Origin of the sequence: Phytopseudomonas flavescens (assembly GCF_900100535.1) — a bacterium.
Classification (GTDB): Bacteria; Pseudomonadota; Gammaproteobacteria; order Pseudomonadales; family Pseudomonadaceae; genus Aquipseudomonas; species Aquipseudomonas flavescens.
The window spans coordinates 14,676-34,520 of sequence record NZ_FNDG01000028.1; the positions used below are offsets into that span (position 1 = coordinate 14,676).

17 protein-coding genes are annotated in these 19,845 nt (G+C 60.4%); 1 reads left to right on the top strand and 16 read right to left on the bottom strand.

The window, feature by feature from the left end; translation table 11 throughout:
* Positions 1-502: 502 nt before the first annotated feature.
* Positions 503-2,329 carry a lipid A export permease/ATP-binding protein MsbA gene (gene msbA, locus BLR94_RS24825; protein WP_084308591.1) on the bottom strand — a complete coding sequence of 609 codons (1,827 nt, stop codon included), beginning with the start codon at positions 2,327-2,329 and terminating at the stop codon, positions 503-505.
* Between the two features lie 140 nt (positions 2,330-2,469).
* On the bottom strand, positions 2,470-3,213 hold the full coding sequence (locus BLR94_RS24830) for a lipopolysaccharide kinase InaA family protein (RefSeq protein WP_084308592.1): 744 nt from the start codon (positions 3,211-3,213) through the stop codon (positions 2,470-2,472).
* Positions 3,214-3,318: 105 nt separating this feature from the next.
* Between BLR94_RS24830 and BLR94_RS24835 the strand changes: the two genes are divergently transcribed.
* Complete coding sequence (locus tag BLR94_RS24835) at positions 3,319-4,575, top strand: hypothetical protein (protein WP_084308593.1); 1,257 nt, start codon at positions 3,319-3,321, stop codon at positions 4,573-4,575.
* Here the strand turns inward: BLR94_RS24835 and BLR94_RS24840 are convergent.
* The 14 genes from BLR94_RS24840 to waaF form a co-directional block, all read right to left on the bottom strand.
* Entirely contained in the window at positions 4,556-5,416 is an 861-nt protein-coding gene (locus BLR94_RS24840; RefSeq protein WP_084308594.1) for a glycosyltransferase, read from the bottom strand. The two genes, BLR94_RS24835 and BLR94_RS24840, sit on opposite strands and share 20 nt — an antisense overlap.
* A gap of 28 nt (positions 5,417-5,444) precedes the next feature.
* Positions 5,445-6,245 (bottom strand): glycosyltransferase family 2 protein, encoded by an 801-nt coding sequence (locus BLR94_RS24845; RefSeq protein ID WP_084308595.1) that lies wholly within the window; start codon positions 6,243-6,245, stop codon positions 5,445-5,447.
* A 50-nt stretch (positions 6,246-6,295) separates the two neighbouring features.
* Positions 6,296-7,369, bottom strand: coding sequence for a CgeB family protein (locus BLR94_RS24850; RefSeq protein WP_208601369.1), 1,074 nt, complete (start codon positions 7,367-7,369; stop codon positions 6,296-6,298).
* 110 nt (positions 7,370-7,479) lie between these two features.
* Positions 7,480-8,406: a glycosyltransferase family 2 protein gene (locus tag BLR94_RS24855; RefSeq protein ID WP_084308624.1), complete on the bottom strand. Its 927-nt coding sequence runs from the start codon at positions 8,404-8,406 to the stop codon at positions 7,480-7,482.
* Positions 8,394-9,527: a glycosyltransferase gene (locus BLR94_RS24860; RefSeq protein WP_084308596.1), complete on the bottom strand. Its 1,134-nt coding sequence runs from the start codon at positions 9,525-9,527 to the stop codon at positions 8,394-8,396. Before BLR94_RS24860 ends, BLR94_RS24855 begins: the two co-directional genes overlap by 13 nt.
* Before the next feature lie 308 nt (positions 9,528-9,835).
* Positions 9,836-10,918 carry a polysaccharide pyruvyl transferase family protein gene (locus BLR94_RS24865; RefSeq protein ID WP_084308597.1) on the bottom strand — a complete coding sequence of 361 codons (1,083 nt, stop codon included), beginning with the start codon at positions 10,916-10,918 and terminating at the stop codon, positions 9,836-9,838.
* 2 nt (positions 10,919-10,920) lie between these two features.
* Positions 10,921-12,690 carry a carbamoyltransferase family protein gene (locus BLR94_RS24870; RefSeq protein WP_084308598.1) on the bottom strand — a complete coding sequence of 590 codons (1,770 nt, stop codon included), beginning with the start codon at positions 12,688-12,690 and terminating at the stop codon, positions 10,921-10,923.
* Positions 12,691-12,768: 78 nt separating this feature from the next.
* Positions 12,769-14,199: a lipopolysaccharide kinase InaA family protein gene (locus BLR94_RS24875; protein WP_084308599.1), complete on the bottom strand. Its 1,431-nt coding sequence runs from the start codon at positions 14,197-14,199 to the stop codon at positions 12,769-12,771.
* Positions 14,196-14,945, bottom strand: coding sequence for a lipopolysaccharide kinase InaA family protein (locus tag BLR94_RS24880; RefSeq protein ID WP_084308600.1), 750 nt, complete (start codon positions 14,943-14,945; stop codon positions 14,196-14,198). The genes BLR94_RS24875 and BLR94_RS24880 overlap by 4 nt, the downstream gene beginning before the upstream one ends.
* Positions 14,942-15,679: a lipopolysaccharide kinase InaA family protein gene (locus tag BLR94_RS24885; protein WP_084308601.1), complete on the bottom strand. Its 738-nt coding sequence runs from the start codon at positions 15,677-15,679 to the stop codon at positions 14,942-14,944. Before BLR94_RS24885 ends, BLR94_RS24880 begins: the two co-directional genes overlap by 4 nt.
* Complete coding sequence (gene rfaP / locus BLR94_RS24890; RefSeq protein ID WP_084308602.1) at positions 15,672-16,505, bottom strand: lipopolysaccharide core heptose(I) kinase RfaP; 834 nt, start codon at positions 16,503-16,505, stop codon at positions 15,672-15,674. Before rfaP ends, BLR94_RS24885 begins: the two co-directional genes overlap by 8 nt.
* A 117-nt stretch (positions 16,506-16,622) precedes the next feature.
* Positions 16,623-17,744: a glycosyltransferase family 4 protein gene (locus tag BLR94_RS24895; protein ID WP_084308625.1), complete on the bottom strand. Its 1,122-nt coding sequence runs from the start codon at positions 17,742-17,744 to the stop codon at positions 16,623-16,625.
* A 20-nt stretch (positions 17,745-17,764) separates the two neighbouring features.
* Positions 17,765-18,766, bottom strand: coding sequence for a lipopolysaccharide heptosyltransferase I (gene waaC, locus BLR94_RS24900; protein ID WP_084308603.1), 1,002 nt, complete (start codon positions 18,764-18,766; stop codon positions 17,765-17,767).
* Between the two features lie 6 nt (positions 18,767-18,772).
* Positions 18,773-19,804, bottom strand: a complete 1,032-nt coding sequence (gene waaF / locus BLR94_RS24905; protein ID WP_084308604.1) for a lipopolysaccharide heptosyltransferase II — start codon at positions 19,802-19,804, stop codon at positions 18,773-18,775.
* Between the last annotated feature and the right edge of the window lie 41 nt (positions 19,805-19,845).

The window sequence follows — 19,845 nt, forward strand, 5'->3', positions numbered from 1 at the left end:
CTAGCGCTGCCATTTTCCGGCGAAGCATCCTGAAAGCCTCAAGACATGAAAACTGCAAGGTGTCGCCCCTACTTGGCAAGGCGTGCGTAATCCATCACCAATGGTCTGCCGAACACTGGCATCGCCGCTCTGAGATTGGAAAAGGGCCACACGAAGCAATATCGACGCTTGGTCATACGCACAAATCACCATGCTCATCAGAAACGGTGGCGATAGTGAGTAACTCATTGTGAATTCCACGTGAAATTTCAAAAAATGGCGCAATGCACCTGCTGCCCAGATTGCGCCCGCAAAGCCTGCCTACTAGCGGAGCGCCGCACGATGATATCAGTGCAATCCTGACGCATATCGTAGGCGCTGAGTCGGCATCAAAGAATGCATTGTCCCAGGACCTGTGGCCCAAAAGACCTCACTTGCCTGCAATGACTAGCGAAATCAGCACATGGGAACTCATTTAAAAAACCTTCCCATGACGCACCGTCGGTAACCGACGCCCCCGAAATCAGCTCGCCGGCCGCTCGGGAACCTCGACAACATCCTTATCTTCATCATCCAGCCCCATCGCATGCAGACGCGAATAGTAGCCGTTGCTCGCCAGTAGCGACTCATGGGTGCCTCGCTCGACGATACGGCCCTGATCCATTACCAGAATAAGGTCGGCTTTCTCGATAGTGGACAGCCGATGCGCAATCACCAACGTTGTGCGTCCTTCCATGACCTTGTCCAGAGCAGCCTGGATATAGCGCTCCGACTCCGTATCGAGGGCAGAAGTGGCTTCGTCCAGAATCAACAGGGGGGCGCTTTTCAATAGCGCCCTGGCAATGGCCAGACGCTGCCGCTGGCCACCGGAAAGCATGACTCCGTTCTCCCCCACCCGGGTGTCGAACCCCTGCGGAAGCAACTCAATGAACTCACTGGCATAGGCTGCACGCGCAGCCGCCTCGACGTCCTCGCGGGGCAAGTGTCGGAGGTCACCGTAGGCGATATTGTTCAGCACGGTGTCATTGAACAGCGAGACTTGCTGAGTGACCAGAGCGATATGTTTTCTCAGGTTTTCCGCGCGGTATTCTTCTACCGGCGTGCCGTCGAGCAGAATCTGTCCCTGGCCATGCTGGTAAAACCGCGGAATCAGATTGGCCAATGTTGACTTGCCACTCCCCGAACGACCGACCAACGCGACCATCTGCCCTGGCTCGACAGTGAAGCTGATGTCTTGCAATACGGCCTTTTCGGTACCTGGATACGTGAAGCTGAGCTGACGAATCTCAAGCGCCCCGGCTACCCGCTCCTTCTCCAGGGTCCCCTGATCCGGCTCTGGCTGTTCGTCCAGTTGCTCGAAGATGCTTTCAGCACCGGCCAGCCCTTTCTGGATGGTCGAACTGACCTCGGACAGCTGACGAATCGGCTTGGGCAAAAGCCCCGCCGCGGTGATGTAGGCAACCAGGTCACCGACGCTGGCGTCACCCCGCAGGAACAGCACCAGAAACATCAGAAACGCCATCGCGGCATAGTTCACGAGCTGCAGGCTAGGCGTGTAGATCGCACTGGTTCGGGTCATTCGCAGCTGCTTGCGGGTGCTGTCCTCGCTGGCCTCATGAAAGCGCTCGCGCTCATAGCGCTCGCCGCCGAAGCTGCGCACCACGCGATAGTTCTGGATCGTCTCGGACGATACGTGCGTCAGCTCGCCCATGGCACTCTGAATCTTTCGGCTCTGGCTGCGAAACTTCTTGCTGGCGCTTTTCACCATGAGGGCAATGAGCGGCAGAATGGCCACCATGACCATGGTCAGCTTCCAGTTCATCCACAGCAGGTAACCAAACAGGAATATCACCGTGAGGCCTTCACGCACCATGACCTTGAGCGCGTCAGTGGCCGCTCCTGTCACCGAACCGACGTTATAGGTGATACGGGAGATCAGATAGCCCGTGGAGTGGTTGTCGAAATAGCGATTGGGCAGGGTCAACAGGTTGTTGAACAGCGCAATACGTAGATCCTGAACCAGGCCGAGGGAAACCCGAGCCAGGTAATACCCACCGAGAAAAGAACCAAGGCCCTGCCATATGGTGATCAGCAGCAATGCCAGCGGTACGCCGTAGAGCAATTGCATGCTACCCAGCAGTGGCAGTTCGACCGCCCCGGCTTCAGGTGCGGCGAGCCCATCAACGAAATACTTGAGCAGGCCTGCCAACATTGGCTGAGTAGAGGCGAAGATGATGTAGCCAACCATACTGATCCCGAACATCAACCAGTAACGCTTCATGTAGCTCAGCAGCCGCATGTACAGCTTGAAACTGGAGATGGACGACGGGTTAGCGCTTGGATCAGGCATGAGATGCTGGCTCTGGGGCGAAGCGCAGGATTGTACCATCAGGGAACCTGCAACCAAATCGACCTGGAGGCAGGTGAGCCAAGTTGTCCCGAGCAAGCATTGATAGCCCTGCCTCTGGAGAGCGGATCACGATTCGCTGTTCAATCGACAGGCGCAGCGATGCGCAATTCTTGAGGTGGACGCCAGCGCGTCGGCTTACGGACTACAACCATACTACGCAGCTCAAGCAGCGAAGCCTGCACATCGAAAACCGGCGCACCGACTCCAAAACTGTAAGCGCCCGCGACCTCGGAGAGGCTCGACTCATCCAGCCCGAGATCAGCCAAGCGGAGCATGATCTTTTTGAAATCCTCTACAGCCCCATGCTGGGTAAAATCCCCGGCCCGCTCAAAATCCAGTAGATGGGCATGCTCTGAAACCAGAAAATTGTATGGATTGCAGTCACCGTGAACGATGCCATGGGCATGCAATTGCCCTAACAACGCCAAGGCCTGACGCGCGCCTGCCAGCAATTCATCTCCGCTAAGGGTGGCAAGAGGCACCCCCGGAAGGAAGCCGGTCAGCAGCAAGCTTTCGTGGAAGCCCGGGCGACGGGACTCGGCGTACATGAGCAGCTTCGGTGCAGGAAAATCCAGGACCTGCAGCCTAGAAAGCAGCATGGCCTCGCTTCGCAGTGGAGAACGATACGCCCTGCGCAGAATCCGCCTCCACCAGGGCTTCATAGAACGCCTATAGCGTTTGACGAAGACCGAATCATTCTCACGATATATTTTCGCCACGGCACGACCAGGCGCAAACTCGATCAGCCCCTCGAAAAGCGTGAGTAATGCGCTGATTTGTTTGCGCTGAAGACTGCCCTTCTGAAAAACTATTAGCTTCCCCACGCAGCATCTCCTTGCAAAGCATCCGTATCTCGCAAGAAAGAACACGCCGTATTTTTCGCATCAGTTTTTTCGATTACAGCGCAGCGCTGCCTCACAGGTCGAATCATGTACAGCCTCTACGCTAAAACGAAAGAAAATCTCAGGCTCGCCACTTATGCAGGACGAAGCATCTGCAACCCTGCCTCAGCCGTACTGGCCCACTTGTTCTTCGACAACCGGCCTATCCTGAAGAAAATACGCAGGGCCATCAAGTTGCTCCGCTTGACGCCACGCTATAGCCATCGCGGCGAACTGGTGGGAGATACCTACATCTGGCACTGCGACCGGGAAGACCAGACGCGCCTGGCTCTGGATATAGGCTGCAGGCTGGCATCCGGCAGGAAGCTCAGCACCAGCTACGTACCCTCCATCAAGGAAGATGCCTACAAATCCCTGGACTGGTCGGCCATGTATGCGGCGCTGAAGATAGTCCGCACCTGCAAACAGCCCTTCGTGGAGCGGCTCTATATATTCAGCGCGGTGTGTTACACCATCAAGCACATGAAAGCCATCGACAAATATGGAATCACGGAGCGGATAACCTCGCTGATCAGTTACAACAGCGCGAACATACCCGAGTGTTTTCTTGTCAGCGCCTGCCGACAGCGTGGTATCACGACCTATTCGCTACAACATGGCCTCTATCACCGCTACCGTAACGAATGCCCCATCGACATCATCAACTATGAAAATGTCACCGCGCAGACGCTACTGGTCTGGAGTGAGTTCTGCAGAGCAGAAATAGATGCATTTCATCGTGATCGTGACCAGGTGCCCGGTTTCAACATGCAGGTTGCGGGCTACATCAACCCTCCGCACCGTCAATCGGTGACAGACGAGCCATCTGCTGCGACTGGTACGCATATCCTTTGTCTGCTGCCAGGGAAGCGCTATGTAGCGGACAGCGTGAAGCTTCTCAATGAACTGGCCCGACTGCCGGAGGACTACCACCTGACCATCCGCCTGCACCCGCTGCTTGCAGGCAATGCCGCACTCATCGCAGCGCTGCCTGCATACGCGACGCTCGACGACAGCGCGACTTTGACAGAGGCGCTATCCGCACAGCGTTATGATCTGGCCATAGGCTTCAACACCACCAGCCTGTTCGAAGTGACGCTGTTCGATGTTCCCTGCGCTCTTTACCGTGCACCTAGCCTGAATCTCGATGCTCAGGATCTGCCCGCATTTTCGAATGCCGAGGAAATAGTCGACCTACTCCGATCACCTGCGGATGTCCGCAAGCTTGCCGACTACATTCTAGGTGCTTCGCTCTTTCGCTACGGCGAAATCACCCACCAGAGCATCAACGCAACAGGAACTTGAGCGCCAAACGCCAGAGCGAGGGATATCGTCGAATCCTCACGCCTGCCAGCCATCGCAGGCGAATCGATAACGGCATCTGGGCGCGCCTCAACAAGCGCAGCCAGTAGCGTACCGCCAACGCTTCCTTGCGGCGGATTTGCACGCTGCTCATCTCAGAGAGATTGTGCAGCGGCATCGGGAAAGGCGGATCCTGTGCATAGGCGAGCGCGTGCAGCGCCCAGGCCTCACGAAAACTGCCCAAGGAAAAGTGCAGCAGGTCGATGTCGAAAACCACAGCAACCTTTCCGACCTGGGAAACGCGCAGGCTGAAGTCGACGTCGTAAAAATGAAAACCTCTCAAGCGCTCGTCGAAACGGGATGCGGCCCAGGCCGAGCGCCTGACGAACATCCACACACCATCCAGCGCAACGACGGGAACGCAGCTTGCTGCAGCATGCGCATCGGGCTTGGCGAAGGCCAGTGTCGCGACTTCACGTGAAGCACCGTGGCGCACATTGATGCACAGATCCTGCTCGTCCCCGCTGTGCCAGCCGGATGGAACTCTTGCCTTATAGCGGCTTCCCGCAAGGCCAATCATTGCCAGCTCGGCGTCGCCCGCGAAATGAGAGAGCGCAAGCTGCCCCCATCCGCTGCTCAGAAACTCGACGTCTTCGTGGACGAAGCAAATGAACTCATGGCTGGCTCGAGACGCACCTTCGTTATAGACCTCGCATAGCCCGCGGCCCTCGACGCTATTGTCCAGCGCGATCAGTTCGTACTCGCTCCCGATGGTCGATGCAATGTTGCTGGCAACTGCCTGCAGACGGGCCGCTTGGGCACTGCAGATGACGACGGAGATCAAATGATGCTCCGCATGAGAGGACGGCCTGTCATTTGATTTTCTTCAATCCGAAATAATAGAGCGGGAACTTGAGATACAGCTTGAGTTTTTTACGCGTCAGGTAACCCCACCCTTTGCCATGCCACTTCTCTTCGAAGGTGTACTTGGAGCGCTTGGTCATCAACCACTGCCGGGCAGAGGTATGCGTGCTCAAGGTCCGGCTATCGAGGTGATCGACGACGGACGAGGTGACAAGAACGTGCCTTAGCCCGCGGGACTGCAGCGTCAGCGCATAATCGTTGTCGGCGTACCAGAAGTAGAAACGCTCATCCAGCTCGCCAATGACATCCAGAATCGAACGACGAAACACCAGGCACCAACCGGATATCTCGCGCAATACCCCATAACCGGGATAAACACCGCTATGGAGAGCAAAGCCATTGCGCGGATGATGGAGGGAACACGCCGGACTCGCGCTGCTGACACCAGGATCACCGTTGAATACCTCTAGCAGCTCGGATGCCCAACCGGGATGAAACGACAGGTCGTTATTGCAGATGGCGACGTAGGGTGCCTGGCCTTCTCTGATCCCCAGATTCATGTAGGCGTGATAATTGAAAACCGTGTTGGGATACAGAGTCGTCACGCCAGGCTGCCGATACACCGGGCTGTCGGCATTCGACTCGAGCACCCAGACACGGAAGCGAATCTTCGCCGGGTTTTCCGACGCGACCAGCGAGTCCAGACAATGCTCAGTAACCTGGCGCAAGGCTTCATCCTTGGCGAAGCTGAGAATTACCACATCGAAACAAGTGGGTAACTCAGGCGAGTCCGCAACAGAATCAGTCATAAGTAAACACAATCTCAGGGAGTACAGGGCAAGCCTGATGAAGCCATGGGTCAATCACAGGCAAGAATACGCTCGACGCGATTTGCCCAGGTATGTTGTTCGAGAAAACGTGCCCGACCATTTTGCGCGATGCGCTCGCGCTCTTGCGGATTCGCCAGGTAGTAGCGGACCTTGTCGTTCAACTCCGCTCCGGATCGAAACACCTCAATGTCTTGACCCGGGGTGAACAGCGAAGCGATTTCATCGCAATAATCGGTCAACAGAAAACAGCCTGCCGCTACCGCCTCGAAGATTCGCAGATTCACGCCGGTCTCGGCACCATAGAAATCCGATCGAGTGATGTTCAGTACTATCCGCGAGCTCTGCAACAAGGTCTGGAGCTCTTCACCCCAGACGGGCCGATCATCGACGCATTGGCGCAGTGACGAGGACATGAGCGCGTAATTGCGGCGCCATCGATTGCCGCGTATGGACAGCGTTTCGCGGATGTTTTCCAGCAAAAAAACCCGGCGCAAATCGGCACTGCCGACAAACAAAACATCACGATCCTTCTCTATTTGTCGCTCAGGCACCACTACTGCCCCAAACGGCAGGTGCAGTGCCTCGAGGCCAAGCGTTTCACGGAAGAAGCGCGTGGTCGTTTCAGAGAACGAAAATAGCCGGTCATAGCGAGGCAGCTCTTCTTCGATGAAATACAGGAATTCCCGGCGCTTGGAATAGAGGTTGCAACTATCGGTATCGTAGAGGATGAAGCGGGCGCCAGCGCTGCGCACCATTTCAGCCACTCGGGCGACGTCGTAGTGCTTATAGAGAAAGCCGACCACCAGAACGTGGGTCGGTGCTTCCCGCTCCAGCAATCGGCGCAGTGGCTCCAGAGGCAAACGTGGCAGGTGCGAGAAACCCTCCCGATCTCGCGTCTTGTTGCGTGCCTTGAAGAGCGCCGAAGACAACCCATACCAGTGTCTGGGCTTTTGCTTCAGCGCGTCCCAGTGGACGGCCTGGCTACCGGCCTGCAGAAACGCGTCGAACAGTTCACGGCCAAGTGGTACACCACCTATACCGTCGATGATCAGGTACTTGCGCTTGCTCTTAGCCAGCGCGTCCGCCGTTGGCATCTGCAACATGAGTCGTTATCCATCAAAAAGCTACGGGCCGCAGCGCTACAGGACCGCGCCAGGCATATCGAATTCTTTCACCCTGCGGGGGCAATAGTCACGTACTGGTGAGCGGATACTCAGCCATGCAGCTCAGAACGCTGACGCTTGAACAGAAGATGGCGAAAACGCTTGAGCAGTTGGCGATCCCACTGACGCAAGGGAATCTCGGCAAGCAGGCTCCAGGCGAAGCGCTTGTCATGAGTGACCGCAGGCCCGAGTATCTTGGTGAGCAGACGCGCTTTTCCCGATTCGTAGGCGGGATGCTCACGATAAAGATCCAGTAGCTGCATACCATAACGGTATTCGGCCAGATAATTGCCCGACAGGCCATTGCCGTGCTTACGATACAGCGTGACTGCATCGGGAAGCACATCGATGAAGTAACCAGCATGGGCCGTTTTCAGAGTCATCTGAAAATCCTGTACGCGCAGTGACGGATCATATCCGCCTGCCGCGATCATCGCCTCGCGGCGATACATCACCAGATTACCACCGACCACCAGCGCAGCGGCCAGCGCCTGGGTAAAGTCATAACGCCGTACCTTGCGAAGCTTGTTTTTTTTTGGCAGAGCCTGCCCCTGCTGATCGATTCGCAAGGCACGTCCTCCCAGACAGCCCACCTCGGGATGTGCGAGAAGATGCTCAGCCTGTAAGGCTAGACGCCCAGGGATCATCACATCGTCCGCATCAAAGGTCGCCACGAACTCTCCGCGGGCCAGTTCAAGCCCTTTGTTGAGGGCAGCGCTGACACCCTGATTATCCTGACGGACGAACTCCACCCTGCGAACATTCGGATACTCTCGCCAGCCTTGCAGAGCCTCCTCGATGCGCAAGGCGCTGTCGTCGGTAGAGCCATCGTCGACGACGATCAGCTCTATGACCTCATAGTCCTGCTGCAGAATGCTGCGTAGCGCATCACCTACATAAGCGCCGTAGTTGTAGCAAGGGACGATAACGCTGACCAGTGGACGACTGGAACGTATCGCCTCGGTCACAGACGACATGCTGGCCACGCAGACAATGCATTGAAGAAATGAGGCGCTACGGCAGAGTCGACGAATCGACTCTCCAGCCGTTTACGCATGTCCTCGCGAAGTCGATAGAGCTCATCCTGGTTCGCAGACGCGACTTTCTGCAGACTCTTAGACAGCGCATGCCAATCGCCAAAGGTGAACAGTTGGCCTTTCTCGCCAACCACCTCACGCCCGCCACCGCAATCGCTACATACCACAGGCAAGCCTGCCGCCATTGCCTCAAGCAGAACCATGCCGAACGGTTCGTGATCCGAGCTGAGCGCGAATGTGTCGAAAGCGGTGAAGTAGCGCCGAGCCTGAGGAACCTGGCCAAGGAAACGAACCTGCTGACTGATGCCCAGCGTTTCCACCAAAGCCTTGAGTTCGGATTCCAGACGACCTTTACCAACGATTACCAACAGACTGTCCTCCGGCAACGTGGGCAACGCGTCAGCGAAGGCACGAATGAGCGTTGCCTGGTCCTTATCCGGATGCAGCCGCCCCACGTTGCCGATTATCCAGGCATGCTCAGGCAGCACTAGGGCTTCACGCGCGGCAGAGCGGGACAGTTGCTCGGCCTGTACGGCCTGCAAATCGATGCGGTTATACAGGGTCTGAATTCGCTGCGACGGCCAGCTTGGCAGGTCGGCACGCAGATCATCGCGTACGGCGTCAGAAACGCCGAACAGATACAAGCGCTTGCGGAACAGATTGGCGAAGAGCCGGCGTGAGCGGCGCTCATAGTCTCCGAACGCGTGGTGTATGCCAATCACCGGAAGCTTCGTACCCAGCAGCGCGACATATGCTGGCTTGGAGCGATGAGCGATGCACAGCGCAAAATTACGCTCAGCGGCAATGCGACGAATGGCATTCACTGCGCCGAGCTTGAGGCCTCGCAGGGCCTTGCTTGAATAACCTAGAAATACCACCTCATCAGAGGCGGAGCCCTGCTCCACCTCGGCGTTGTATTCGCCGGTCAGGTAAACGGTCATTACCTTGTAGGGTGTGTTCGCGAAAAGCACCCCGTATTGCCGGGCACAATCAAGGAAAGGCCCATCGTAGCCATGGCATATCTGTAACACCCATGCCTGACTCGTCTTATTAGTATTCATCGTTTTTGGCTCTGTAACGGTGACGAAAGGCACTGCGAAGCAGGGCGTGCAATAGTCAGCGCTCGATCAGGCATTCAGGCCTCGGGCCACGGCACCCGAAATACCTGGTCAAACTTTTCTGGACTGACGCCATTGAGAAAACTGACAAGACCGACAGGTTCAATGTTTCCGATCGATTAAGGACAAGACGTCCTGGAGCGGCGGATGAAGCTCAAGAGCTTGGTTAAAGCGTGCGCATCACAATACCGACGAATACGCACGCAAGCGAATACATTCATCGGGCCGTAAGTATTTTCGCAGGCTTGACCTCAGCGCTGGTCAGGGGTGCTGGCGGCTCTGACAAGTTGAGCCATTTCACGGAACATGGCCTCTGCCTGCATCCGAGCCTCTTGCAAAAAAACCTCGATGCTCGCCAGCTCGGACTCGCTGAAAGCGATCTTATCCGCAGCACTGACAGCCTGTTCGTATGACGGCTGAAGACGCTCGGCCAAGCCCACGTGTGCCAGCAAGGCCTCGATCTTGTGGGTATTGGACGGGAGGGCAAAAAAAGGCGTGCCGGTGACAAGGCACAGCGTCACCAGGTGGAAACGTCCGGTGATCACACCCTCCGAGCGACCGAGAAGAGCGAGGAATCGATGGGTCGACAGCACCGCATGACGCCAGCGCAGCCTGTCGATCAGAGGAGCCGGCAGGTTTGCAGGGTAGCAATAGAAGTAACTCGCAGCGATGCGCCGGAGCGCCTTCAGGCGCTTGCGCAGGTTCTTGCGCAGATAGAAGTCGAATCCCTTGCCCAGTTGCAGAGGCGCAAGAGTACGAATACTCACGTAGCGCAGATCACGCCTTGCCTTGGCTGTACGCCACGCCTCGAGAAGCCGCTCATCTATCACGCTGCCATTGACCAGTATGCCGTGGCGCAGGTCGTTGGACGTAGTGTGCCGGTAAGACAATGTCAGGTCGGGCACGACATCCGCAGATACGCCAACATCGGCCAGCGCGGCCTTGCTCATCGTGTCGCGCACGAACAGCTTGGTGAAACAGTCAGCGTCGGCGTTGAGCCGGTCGTTGTTCTGCCAGACCGAGTTGATCAGGAAGCAGGGAATCCCATGCTTCCGGCAATAGCGGGCAAGAGCCCCGTAACGCATCGCCAGCGGGGCGTCGTCGTGCATGGTTCCTTCACCATTGACCAGGCACAGATCTGCAGCGCGGATGTCGCGCTGCAGATCCACGTCTGTCTGCCAGTCATGGTGCATCGGGCAGGAACGCTGGATATCCATACCCGCCTGCCCGGCCAAGGTGAAAATCTGCCGCATCACCAGCTGGCAGCCGTGATGATTTTCAGAAGAAGTGTCGTTGAACAGCAGCGCCTTCAATCGCACCTGAGCAATGGACACCCTTACAGCGCCTCGCCGCTGACCACATCACTATTGAGGGCACTGTCCTTAACCACCAAAATATCTTCCATGATCAGGTACTGCAGATCCGAGCCGAAGAACATGTTCAGCGCATCGGTGGGCGAGCAGATCATCGGCTCGCCACGGCGGTTGAGCGAGGTGTTAAGGGACACGCCGTTGCCGGTGAGTTTTTCCAGTTCCAGCATCAGGTCGTACCAACGCGGGTTGAATTCGCGCTTGAGCACCTGGGCACGGGAGGTGCCGTCTTCGTGGACGACTTCGCTGACGCGCTCCTTCCATTCATCGTTGACCTCGAAGGTGAAGGTCATGAACGGGCTCGGGTGGTCGACCTTGAGCATCTGCTCGGCGACGGTGTCGAGCATCGACGGGCAGAAGGGTCTCCAGCGCTCGCGGAACTTGATCTGTTCGTTGATACGGTCGGCCACGCCGGGAATGCTCGGGCAACCGATGATCGAGCGACCGCCAAGGGCGCGCGGGCCGAACTCCATGCGCCCCTGGAACCAGGCCACGGGGTTGCCGTCGACCATGATCTGCGCGATGCGCTGCGGCGTATCGTCGATCTGCTGCCAGGTCGGCGCGTTCGGGTGGCGTGCGCAGGCGGCGATGACATCCTCGTTGGAGTAGGCCGGGCCGAGGTAGACGTGCTCCATCTTCTCCACCGGCACGCCACGCTTGTGGGAGACGTAGGCAGCGGCGCCGACCGCAGTACCGGCGTCGCCGGAAGCCGGTTGGACGAACAGCTCCTTGACCTCGGGACGGGCAATGATCTTCTGGTTGAGCTTGACGTTCAGCGCACAGCCGCCGGCGAAGGCGATCTTGCCGGTTTCGCGGATGATGTCACCCAGGTAGTAATCCATCATTTGCAGCGCCAGCTTCTCGAACAGCGCCTGCATGCTGGCGGCATAGTGGATGTAGGGATCGTCGGCGATATCGCCTTCACGCTTGGGCCCCAGCCATTCGATCAGCTTGGGCGAGAAATAGAAGCCCTTGCCCTTCTCCTTGTGACGACGCAGGCCGATGACGTTGGCGTAGTCGGTGTTGATCACCAGTTCGCCGTTCTCGAACGTTGCCAGGCGGGAGAAATCGTATTTGCTGGCATCGCCATAGGGCGCCATGCCCATGACCTTGAATTCGCCGTCGAGCATTTCGAAGCCGAGGAACTCGGTGACCGCGCCATACAGGCCACCCAGGGAGTCCGGATCGAAGAATTCCTTGATCTTGTGGATGCGGCCGTTCTCGCCGTAACCGAAGAAGGTGGTGGCGTACTCGCCCTTGCCATCGATACCGAGGATCGCGGTTTTCTCGGTGAACCCCGAGCAGTGGTAGGCGCTGGCGGCGTGAGCCAGGTGGTGCTCGACCGGCTCGATCCTGACCTTCTTGGCATCGAAACCCAGTTGTTCCAGGCACCAGACGATCTTCTTGCGATAGCGCTTGTAGCGGCGGTTACCCATGAGTATGGCGTCGAGGGCGCGATCCGGGGCGTACCAGTAGCGCTTGGCGTAGTGCCAGCGCGCCTTGCCGAACAGGCTGATGGGGGCGAAGGGAATCGCCACCACGTCGACGTCCGCCGGCTTGATGCCTGCCTGTTCCAGGCAGAACTTCGCCGACTCGTAGGGCATGCGGTTCTTCGCGTGCTTGTCGCGCACGAAGCGTTCTTCTTCGGCGGCCGCGATCAGCTTGCCGTCGATGTACAACGCCGCGGATGGATCATGGCTGAGGGCGCCGGAAAGGCCGAGAATCGTCAATGCCACGGATAAAACCTCTTAGTGCGTGTGCCGAACGCCGACACGCGCGATTGTTTGGTCTCGCCAAGCCCGCCTGACACGGGCTCAGGTGATGGTCGGTAAACGCCGGTCCAGCTCCTGATACAGGGCGCTGTCTGCCGACCAGTTGCGCAACAGCCGCGCGCGATCCCGAGCGTAGGCGGCCTCGAAGCTGCTGGCGCTACCGTGATGCTGCATGGCATCCAGATCGATCAGCGCCCAGCGGCCAGCCTGCCACAGGATATTGCTGCCCTTGAAATCGCCGTGACTGATGCGCTCGCGCAGCAGTGCCGCGAACAAGGCCTCCAGCGCCTGCAAGTCCGCCTCGGGCGGCAACGCGTCTGCCTGGCAGGCCGCGAAACGGGCGATTATATCCACACCCGACGTGTGTTCGGTAATCAGATAGGCCTGGCGGCGCAGCCACAGGCGACGGCGCTCCAGCACGGCCAGCGGCCTGGGCGTGGCGATGCCGAGAAAATCCAGGCGATTGCCTTCGCACCAGCTGTGCCAGGCACGGCTCGGTCGCCAGAAGCGCCTCAGCCAGTGCCCGAATCCCTTGATGTTGTAGCGTTTGATGACCAACTGCCGGCCGGCCTGCTCGACGCGTACCACGGTAGACGAGCCGCCGAGCTTGAGCGGCTGCCCGGCGGCAATCGCCGCGTCCGGATTGGCCAGCAACGGCGCCAACAGTGCATCGTCCTCGCGCCGCACCACCTGCAGGCGCGAGGCGCTGCTGCAGGCGCGAAAGGCCGTGCACTCGCGCCCAAGCTTGCCCATGAAGGCCTGCATGCGCGCTGACCGCGCCTTGCTCACGGCCTTGAGCAGCGCCTCCAGCGGCAGGGCATGTTCGCCATTGACCAGCAGGTAATGCACCAGCAATTCCTCGACAACGCTGTCGATGGTGCCGGGGAATTGCGCGAAGAACAGCCCCAGATTGGCCAGCACCTTGTCGCGCGACAACGGCTGCCCGGGGGTTTCGGCACGGATGCTTGCGCCGTCGATGAGATACAGCCGGCCCTCGTCGCGCAGCAGGTTGTCCAGGTGCAGGTCCTCTTGCCAGAGCCCTTTGCCGTGCAGCTCGGCGATGATGCCCAGCGCGTCGCCCAACACCTGCTGCTGGGCAGCGCTCAACCAGGGCTGATCGGCCACGGCCTGCCAGTCGTCGGCCAGGCTGCGGGCATGCTCGAGAAACTCGAACAGCAACCAGCCGCCCTGCCCGGCGGTGGAGCCATGATCGAGCAGCGACGGGGTGCACAATCCCTGCTGCGCCAGCAACTGGACGCCCTGCAGCTCGCGGGCGTAATGCCGCTCGGCCTTGCCGCCGACCAGCAACTTGGCCAGCACCGCACGCCCCTGCCACTGCGCCCGGCCCACATAGCGTTGGCCGGGCAACACACGCAGCAGGCTGTGCAGTTCGAGAGTCTGGCCTGCCGGCGCTTCGATCAGCAACGGCAGTTCGGGGCTACGTCCCGCGTCGGTCAGAAAAGCGAGTTTCATGGGCGCTGAGCCTTGTCCTTCAAACGCGCCGTGAGGCGCTGCAACCAATGATCCACGTTCTGTTCACTGCCCAGGTAGGCCATCAGGAAAGCCACCCGATCTTCGTCACGCCACGAGTTGGCACGTCGCAACAGCGGCTCGAGATCCTTGACACGGTCACGCTCGCCAAAGAACAGCGGACGCGTTTTCTCCAGATCGATCAGCTGGGCCGCGAAGCCGTCACCGCGGGGCTGCAGGAAAATGTGCTTGGGGTAGAAACAACCATGCAGTTGCCCCTTGTCATGCACCAGGCGGGCCAAGGTAGCGCACGCGGTGACGATGGCCAGACGCTGTTCGGCAGCCAGCATCGCCCAGCCCGGCAACCAGCTGTCGAGGTCCTGCCAGCCATCCAGCGCCCGGGTCAGCAGAATGGCCCGGCGCTCGCCAGCGATGCGCCGCTCGGCGTAGAACGACGCGCTCATGGCCGGGATGCCCAGCCGGCTGTAGCGGCGGATGCTGCGGAACTCTCGGGCCAGGCTCGGTTCGCCCAGCGGACGCTCCAGGCTGCGGGTCAGGTAGTTGCTCTGGCGCTTGAGGTAGTAACCATGGCCGTCCAGGTCGAGCCGGTACACCGAACTCCAGCCTCCCCGGGGCGCCTCGTTGGGCTCGTCCACCGCATGCAGTTCGAGCGCCCACAACGTCTCGAAACTGGCCAGGTTGTGGCGCTCGAGCAGCGAACCATCCTCGCTGTCGATGAAGTCTTTCATTCTCTGCCCTCGAAATAGCGGAGGATCTGACCGATGCGCTGCTTGTCGCTGTCGTTGAGGCGCTCGCGACGCCGATATTGCAGGTAGAAGCGCAGCCGCTGCGTGCGTGACAGGTGGTATTTGGCGACTTTGTCCAGACAAGCCAGATCCTTGACGATACGCCTGCGCAAAAACGGCCCCCACCAGAATGCTCCCGTCGGGCAGTCGATGAAATACAGGCGACGGTGCTCGTCGACCAGCAGGTTGCGCCACTTCAGGTCGTTGTGGGTGAAGTGGTGGTCATGCAGGGTGCGCGTGGCCTTGGCCAATTGGCTGCTGACATCCTCGACCCAGGCACGATCACGCAGGCGCCCATCGCGGCTCTCGGCGAGGCGCCACATGTCCATGGTATCGACCAGTTCCAGGGTGATCAGCGCGCCGCGGTCGAATGCCCCCCCTTTGCGCTCCAGGCCATAGGCGGCAATCGGCGCGGTGGGAATGCCCCAGGCGGCGAAATGCTTGAGGTTCTGCCACTCGGCCTTGACCCGCGGCCTGCCGATGAAGCGCCGGGCGCCCTTGCCCGCGCCGTGGTAGCGCTTGACGTAATAGCGCAGCCCGTCGAACTCCACGCGGATCACGTCCGACAACGGGTCACGGGTGATCGGCTCGCCCTGCAGGGCGAACACGGCATCCAGGGTGGCGAAGGCCCTGGCAGCCTCTGGCGTCGCCAGGGCGGTAACGCGCCACTCACTCATGGCGGCTTCCCGTGTCGTACTTGCGTGCATAGCGCGACAGCAAACGCTCGGCCTTGCGCTGCAGCCAGGCCAACAGTGCGGCTTCGTCACGCAGGATCTGGCGCAGCGAACGTGCACTGCCGACAGCGGCGAAATAGCCCTTGAGGAAACGCAGGAAATCGCGCTGCGTCAGGCCGATATTCAACGCCGAAAAATACAGCCCGGCCAGGTCCTTGTCACGCCAACGCCGCGGCACGGCAGAACGCAACTGGGCGCGGTGCAGGTCGATCACCGACAGCCGGAAATCCCCGGCATTGAAGGGCTTGTCGGTGTGCAGCAGAAAATGGCAGATGTAGCAGTCGCGGTGATTGACCCCGGCCGCGTGCATGCGCCCGGTCATGTCGGCAACACGGCGAATCAGTGCCCGCTTCAACCCTGGCTGCGGTGGCTGCTGCGCCCAGCCCAGGGTCAGCTGCTCGAGGTCCACGGTGGGCGCCAGTTCTTCGGTGACGATGAAGGAATGCTGCTGCGCCGGGTTGCTGCCGCGCTCGCCATAGGCCACGCCAGTCATGGTCGGCACGCCGACGGCGCTCAGGCGCTCGATGGCCTTCCACTCCTGGCCGGCGCCGAGCACCGGCAAACGCGCAGTGGTAAGGTTCTTGAGGATTTCGCCCCAGCCAATGCCGCGGTGAATCTTGACGAAGTAGCCTTTGCCGTCGACCTCGGTACGCAACGTACGACGCGCCTCCAGTTCACGGTAGACCTGCCCCTGCAGGTGCTCCACTTCTTCGAAGGCATCCTTGCCGGCCCATAAGGACTTGAATGGTTCAGCGAGAATCAGTTGCATAAGCCCCCCTGTAGGAGCCGCACCCTCGCGGCGAATGCTGAAGGCGACGGCAACCTTGTGGAACGGCGCCAAAGCGACGCTCCACAGGGTCGATGGTTGCCAGAGCAGCTGTATTGCTCACGGGCGCGGTGCCAGAATCACGTCGGCCGCGTGCTGCGGCATGCTGTACAGATCGGCGGTATCGGCGAATGCCAGGCCATTGCGTTGCCAGACAGCACGGCCTTCGGCATCCGCCAGCATCTCGGCAAGGCTGCGGTTCAGGACCTGCTGCTCGAAGGGGCTGGGCACCACGCGACCGGCATCGGCATCACGGATGTAATGGGCGTAGCCACAGACATCGGTCACCAGCACCGGCAAACCCGCTACCAGCGCCTCCAGCAGCACGGTACCGGTGTTTTCGTTGTACGCCGGGTGAATCAACAGGTCGGCGCCCAGCAGGAAGCGCGGTATGTCGCTGCGTCCCTTGAGGATCTGCACCTGATCGCCAATGCCCAGTGCGGTGATCTGCAGCAGGAACGGTTTCGGGTCGTCCTGGCCGATGACGATCAGCCGGGTGCGTTTTTTCAAATCCGACGGCAGAGCGGCCAACGCCTTGAGGCTGCGGTCCAGCCCCTTGGTCTTGAAGCCGGAGCCGATCTGCACCAGCAGCAGGTCGTCATCGGCCAGTTTGAACTCGCGGCGGAATTCGGCGCGGATCTCGGCGGCATTGGTCGGCGCGCGACGGTCCTGGGAAATCCCCGGCGGCAGCAGGTGGAAGCGCGCGGCCGGCGTGGCGTAGTGCTTGACGAAAAGCGGCTGCTGTACCTCGGAGATCATCAGAATCTCGGTGCGCGACTCGGGCGCGAACACCGCCCGCTCGTATTCGGCGAAATGCTTGTAGCGGCCCCAGCGGCGGTACAGCGGGTTACGCAGGGTCTGCGCCTTGTCCTCGAAGCAACCGTCGGCAGCGTAGTACACGTCCAGCCCCGGCATCTTGTTGAAACCCACCACGCGGTCGACCGGGCGCCGGCGCAGATCCGCCTGCACCCAGGCGGTGAGTTTCTCGTTGCGGTGGTGATTGAACAGCGCCTTGACCGGCACCACCACCACCTCGAAACCCTCGGGAACCTCACCCTCCCAGATCGGCGTATACACGCGAATCTGATGGCCGCGGCGCTGGCATTCCAGGGCGATACGCATGAAATCGCGCTGCAAGCCACCGAAAGGAAAATACTTGTAGAGGATGAAAGCCAGGCGCATCGGCCCTTCGCTGTGTGGCATCAGTCTATCCCCATGTCCAGCAGCAACGCGTGCAACTCGGTGAACACCCGCTGCGGCAGCAAATCATCGAAGCACGGCTTGTCGCGGTCGCCCTTGCCGGCATCCGGGCCAGTGGCACACAGGTGAATCTGCGCGCGGCCGTAGGCGCCGACCCGGCCGGGCAACGTCGGCCCGTACAGCGACACGCAAGGCACGTCCAGCGCGGCGGCCAGGTGGCCAAGGCCGGTATCCACGGCGACGCAGGCCTGGGCACCGGCGATCACCTTGGCAACGCCGGCCAGGTTGAGCCTGGGCAGCAGCGCCGCACCGTCGATACCGGCGGCGATACGCTCGGCACGTGCTTTCTCCACCTCGTTGCCCCAGGGCAGGCGAATCGACCAGCCCTGCTCGCTGACCCGCTCGGCCAATTCGCGCCAGTAGGCTTCCGGCCAATGCTTGCTGGGCCAGGTCGTGCCGTGCAGGAACACCAGATAAGGGCGCGATGACGGGTCTGCAAGCTGGGCACGGTTCAAACCGTAGTCGCCCAGACCGGCAGGCACGCTGTAGCCCAGGGCCTGGCCGAACAGCTGCCGAGTGCGCTGCAGGGCATGCTGGGCGCGCGGCACGCTGTAGCGGCGATCGTAGAAGCGCGTGGCGACCGGCTCTCGTGCAGAGTTGCGATCCAGGCCGGCTACCGGCGCCTTGACGTAACGGGTCAGCCAGGCGCTCTTGAGCAAGCCCTGGGCATCGATCACCAGGTCGTAGCGGGTGTCGCGCAAGCGTTTCTTGAAGCGCGACCACTCGCCGCCAAACAGGGCCTGCAGCGGGTGCTTGCGCCAGCGGCGGATAGCGACCGGAATCACCTGGGCGACCGCCGGGTGCCAGGCTGGAATCTCGGCGAAGCCCTCCTCCACCACCCAGTCGAAGCGGATACCGGGAATGGCCCGGGCTGCGTCGGTGAGCGCTGGCAGGGTATGGATCACGTCGCCCAGCGAAGAAGTCTTGATCAACAGCACTCGCATCCGCCGCTATACCTCGACCGGATGGGCAGCGAGCCGATCCAGCGCATCAACGGCGACGCGCGGCTCGAGCTGCACCAGGCAGTTGTAATGACCGAAGCGGCAGGTGCGGTCGAAGCACGGGCTGCACTCGATGCCCAGACGGATGATTTCCACCTGTTCGGCAAGGGGCGGCGTGAACTGCGGCGACGTCGAGCCATAGACCGCCACCAGCGGACGCTCGAGCGCTGCGGCCACGTGCATCAGCCCGGAATCGTTGGACACCACCGAAGCGGCACAGGACAACAGGTCGATGGCCTGGGCCAGGCTGGTTTCGCCGGACAGGTTGATCACCTCCTCGCGCAGCCCCGGAATCAGCCGCGAACGGATGTCCTCGCCAACCGGATGATCCTTCTTCGAACCGAACAGCCAGACCTGCCAGCCTTCGCGGATCTTGTGCTCGGCGACACGCGCGTAATGCTCGCTCGGCCAGCGCTTGGCCTCGCCGAACTCGGCGCCGGGGCAAAGGGCCAGCACCGGACGATCCAGGCTCAGGCCGAAGCTCGCCAGCGCCGCCTCACGGGTTGCCGGGTCGATGCGCAAGCAAGGCCGCGGATACGGCTGCGGCAGCTCGGCACCAGGTGCGTAGGCCAGCGCCATGAAGCGTTCGATCATCAGCGGGTAGCGCGCCTTGTCCAGGGTGCGCACGTCGTTGAGCAGGCCGTAGCGCATCTCGCCCTTCCAGCCGGTGCGCAGCGGGATACCGGCGAAGAACGGCACCAGTGCCGACTTCAGCGAGTTGGGCAGCAGGATCGCCTGGTCATAGCGGCCGGCCAGTGACTTGCCGATGCGCCGCCGCGTGGCCAGCTCCAGCACGCCATGACCGAGCGGGAAGCTCAGGGCTTCACGCACTTCGGGCATGCGCTCGAGGATCGGGCGGCTCCACTCCGGCGCCAGCACGTCGATGGCGCAATCGGGGTGGCGCCGTTTCAGACAGTGGAACAATGTCTGCGCCATCACCATGTCGCCTACCCACGAAGGGCCGATGATCAGAATATTCATAAGCTCAGCGGTGCAATGGATTGAGGGGCATGGGGCGAGCG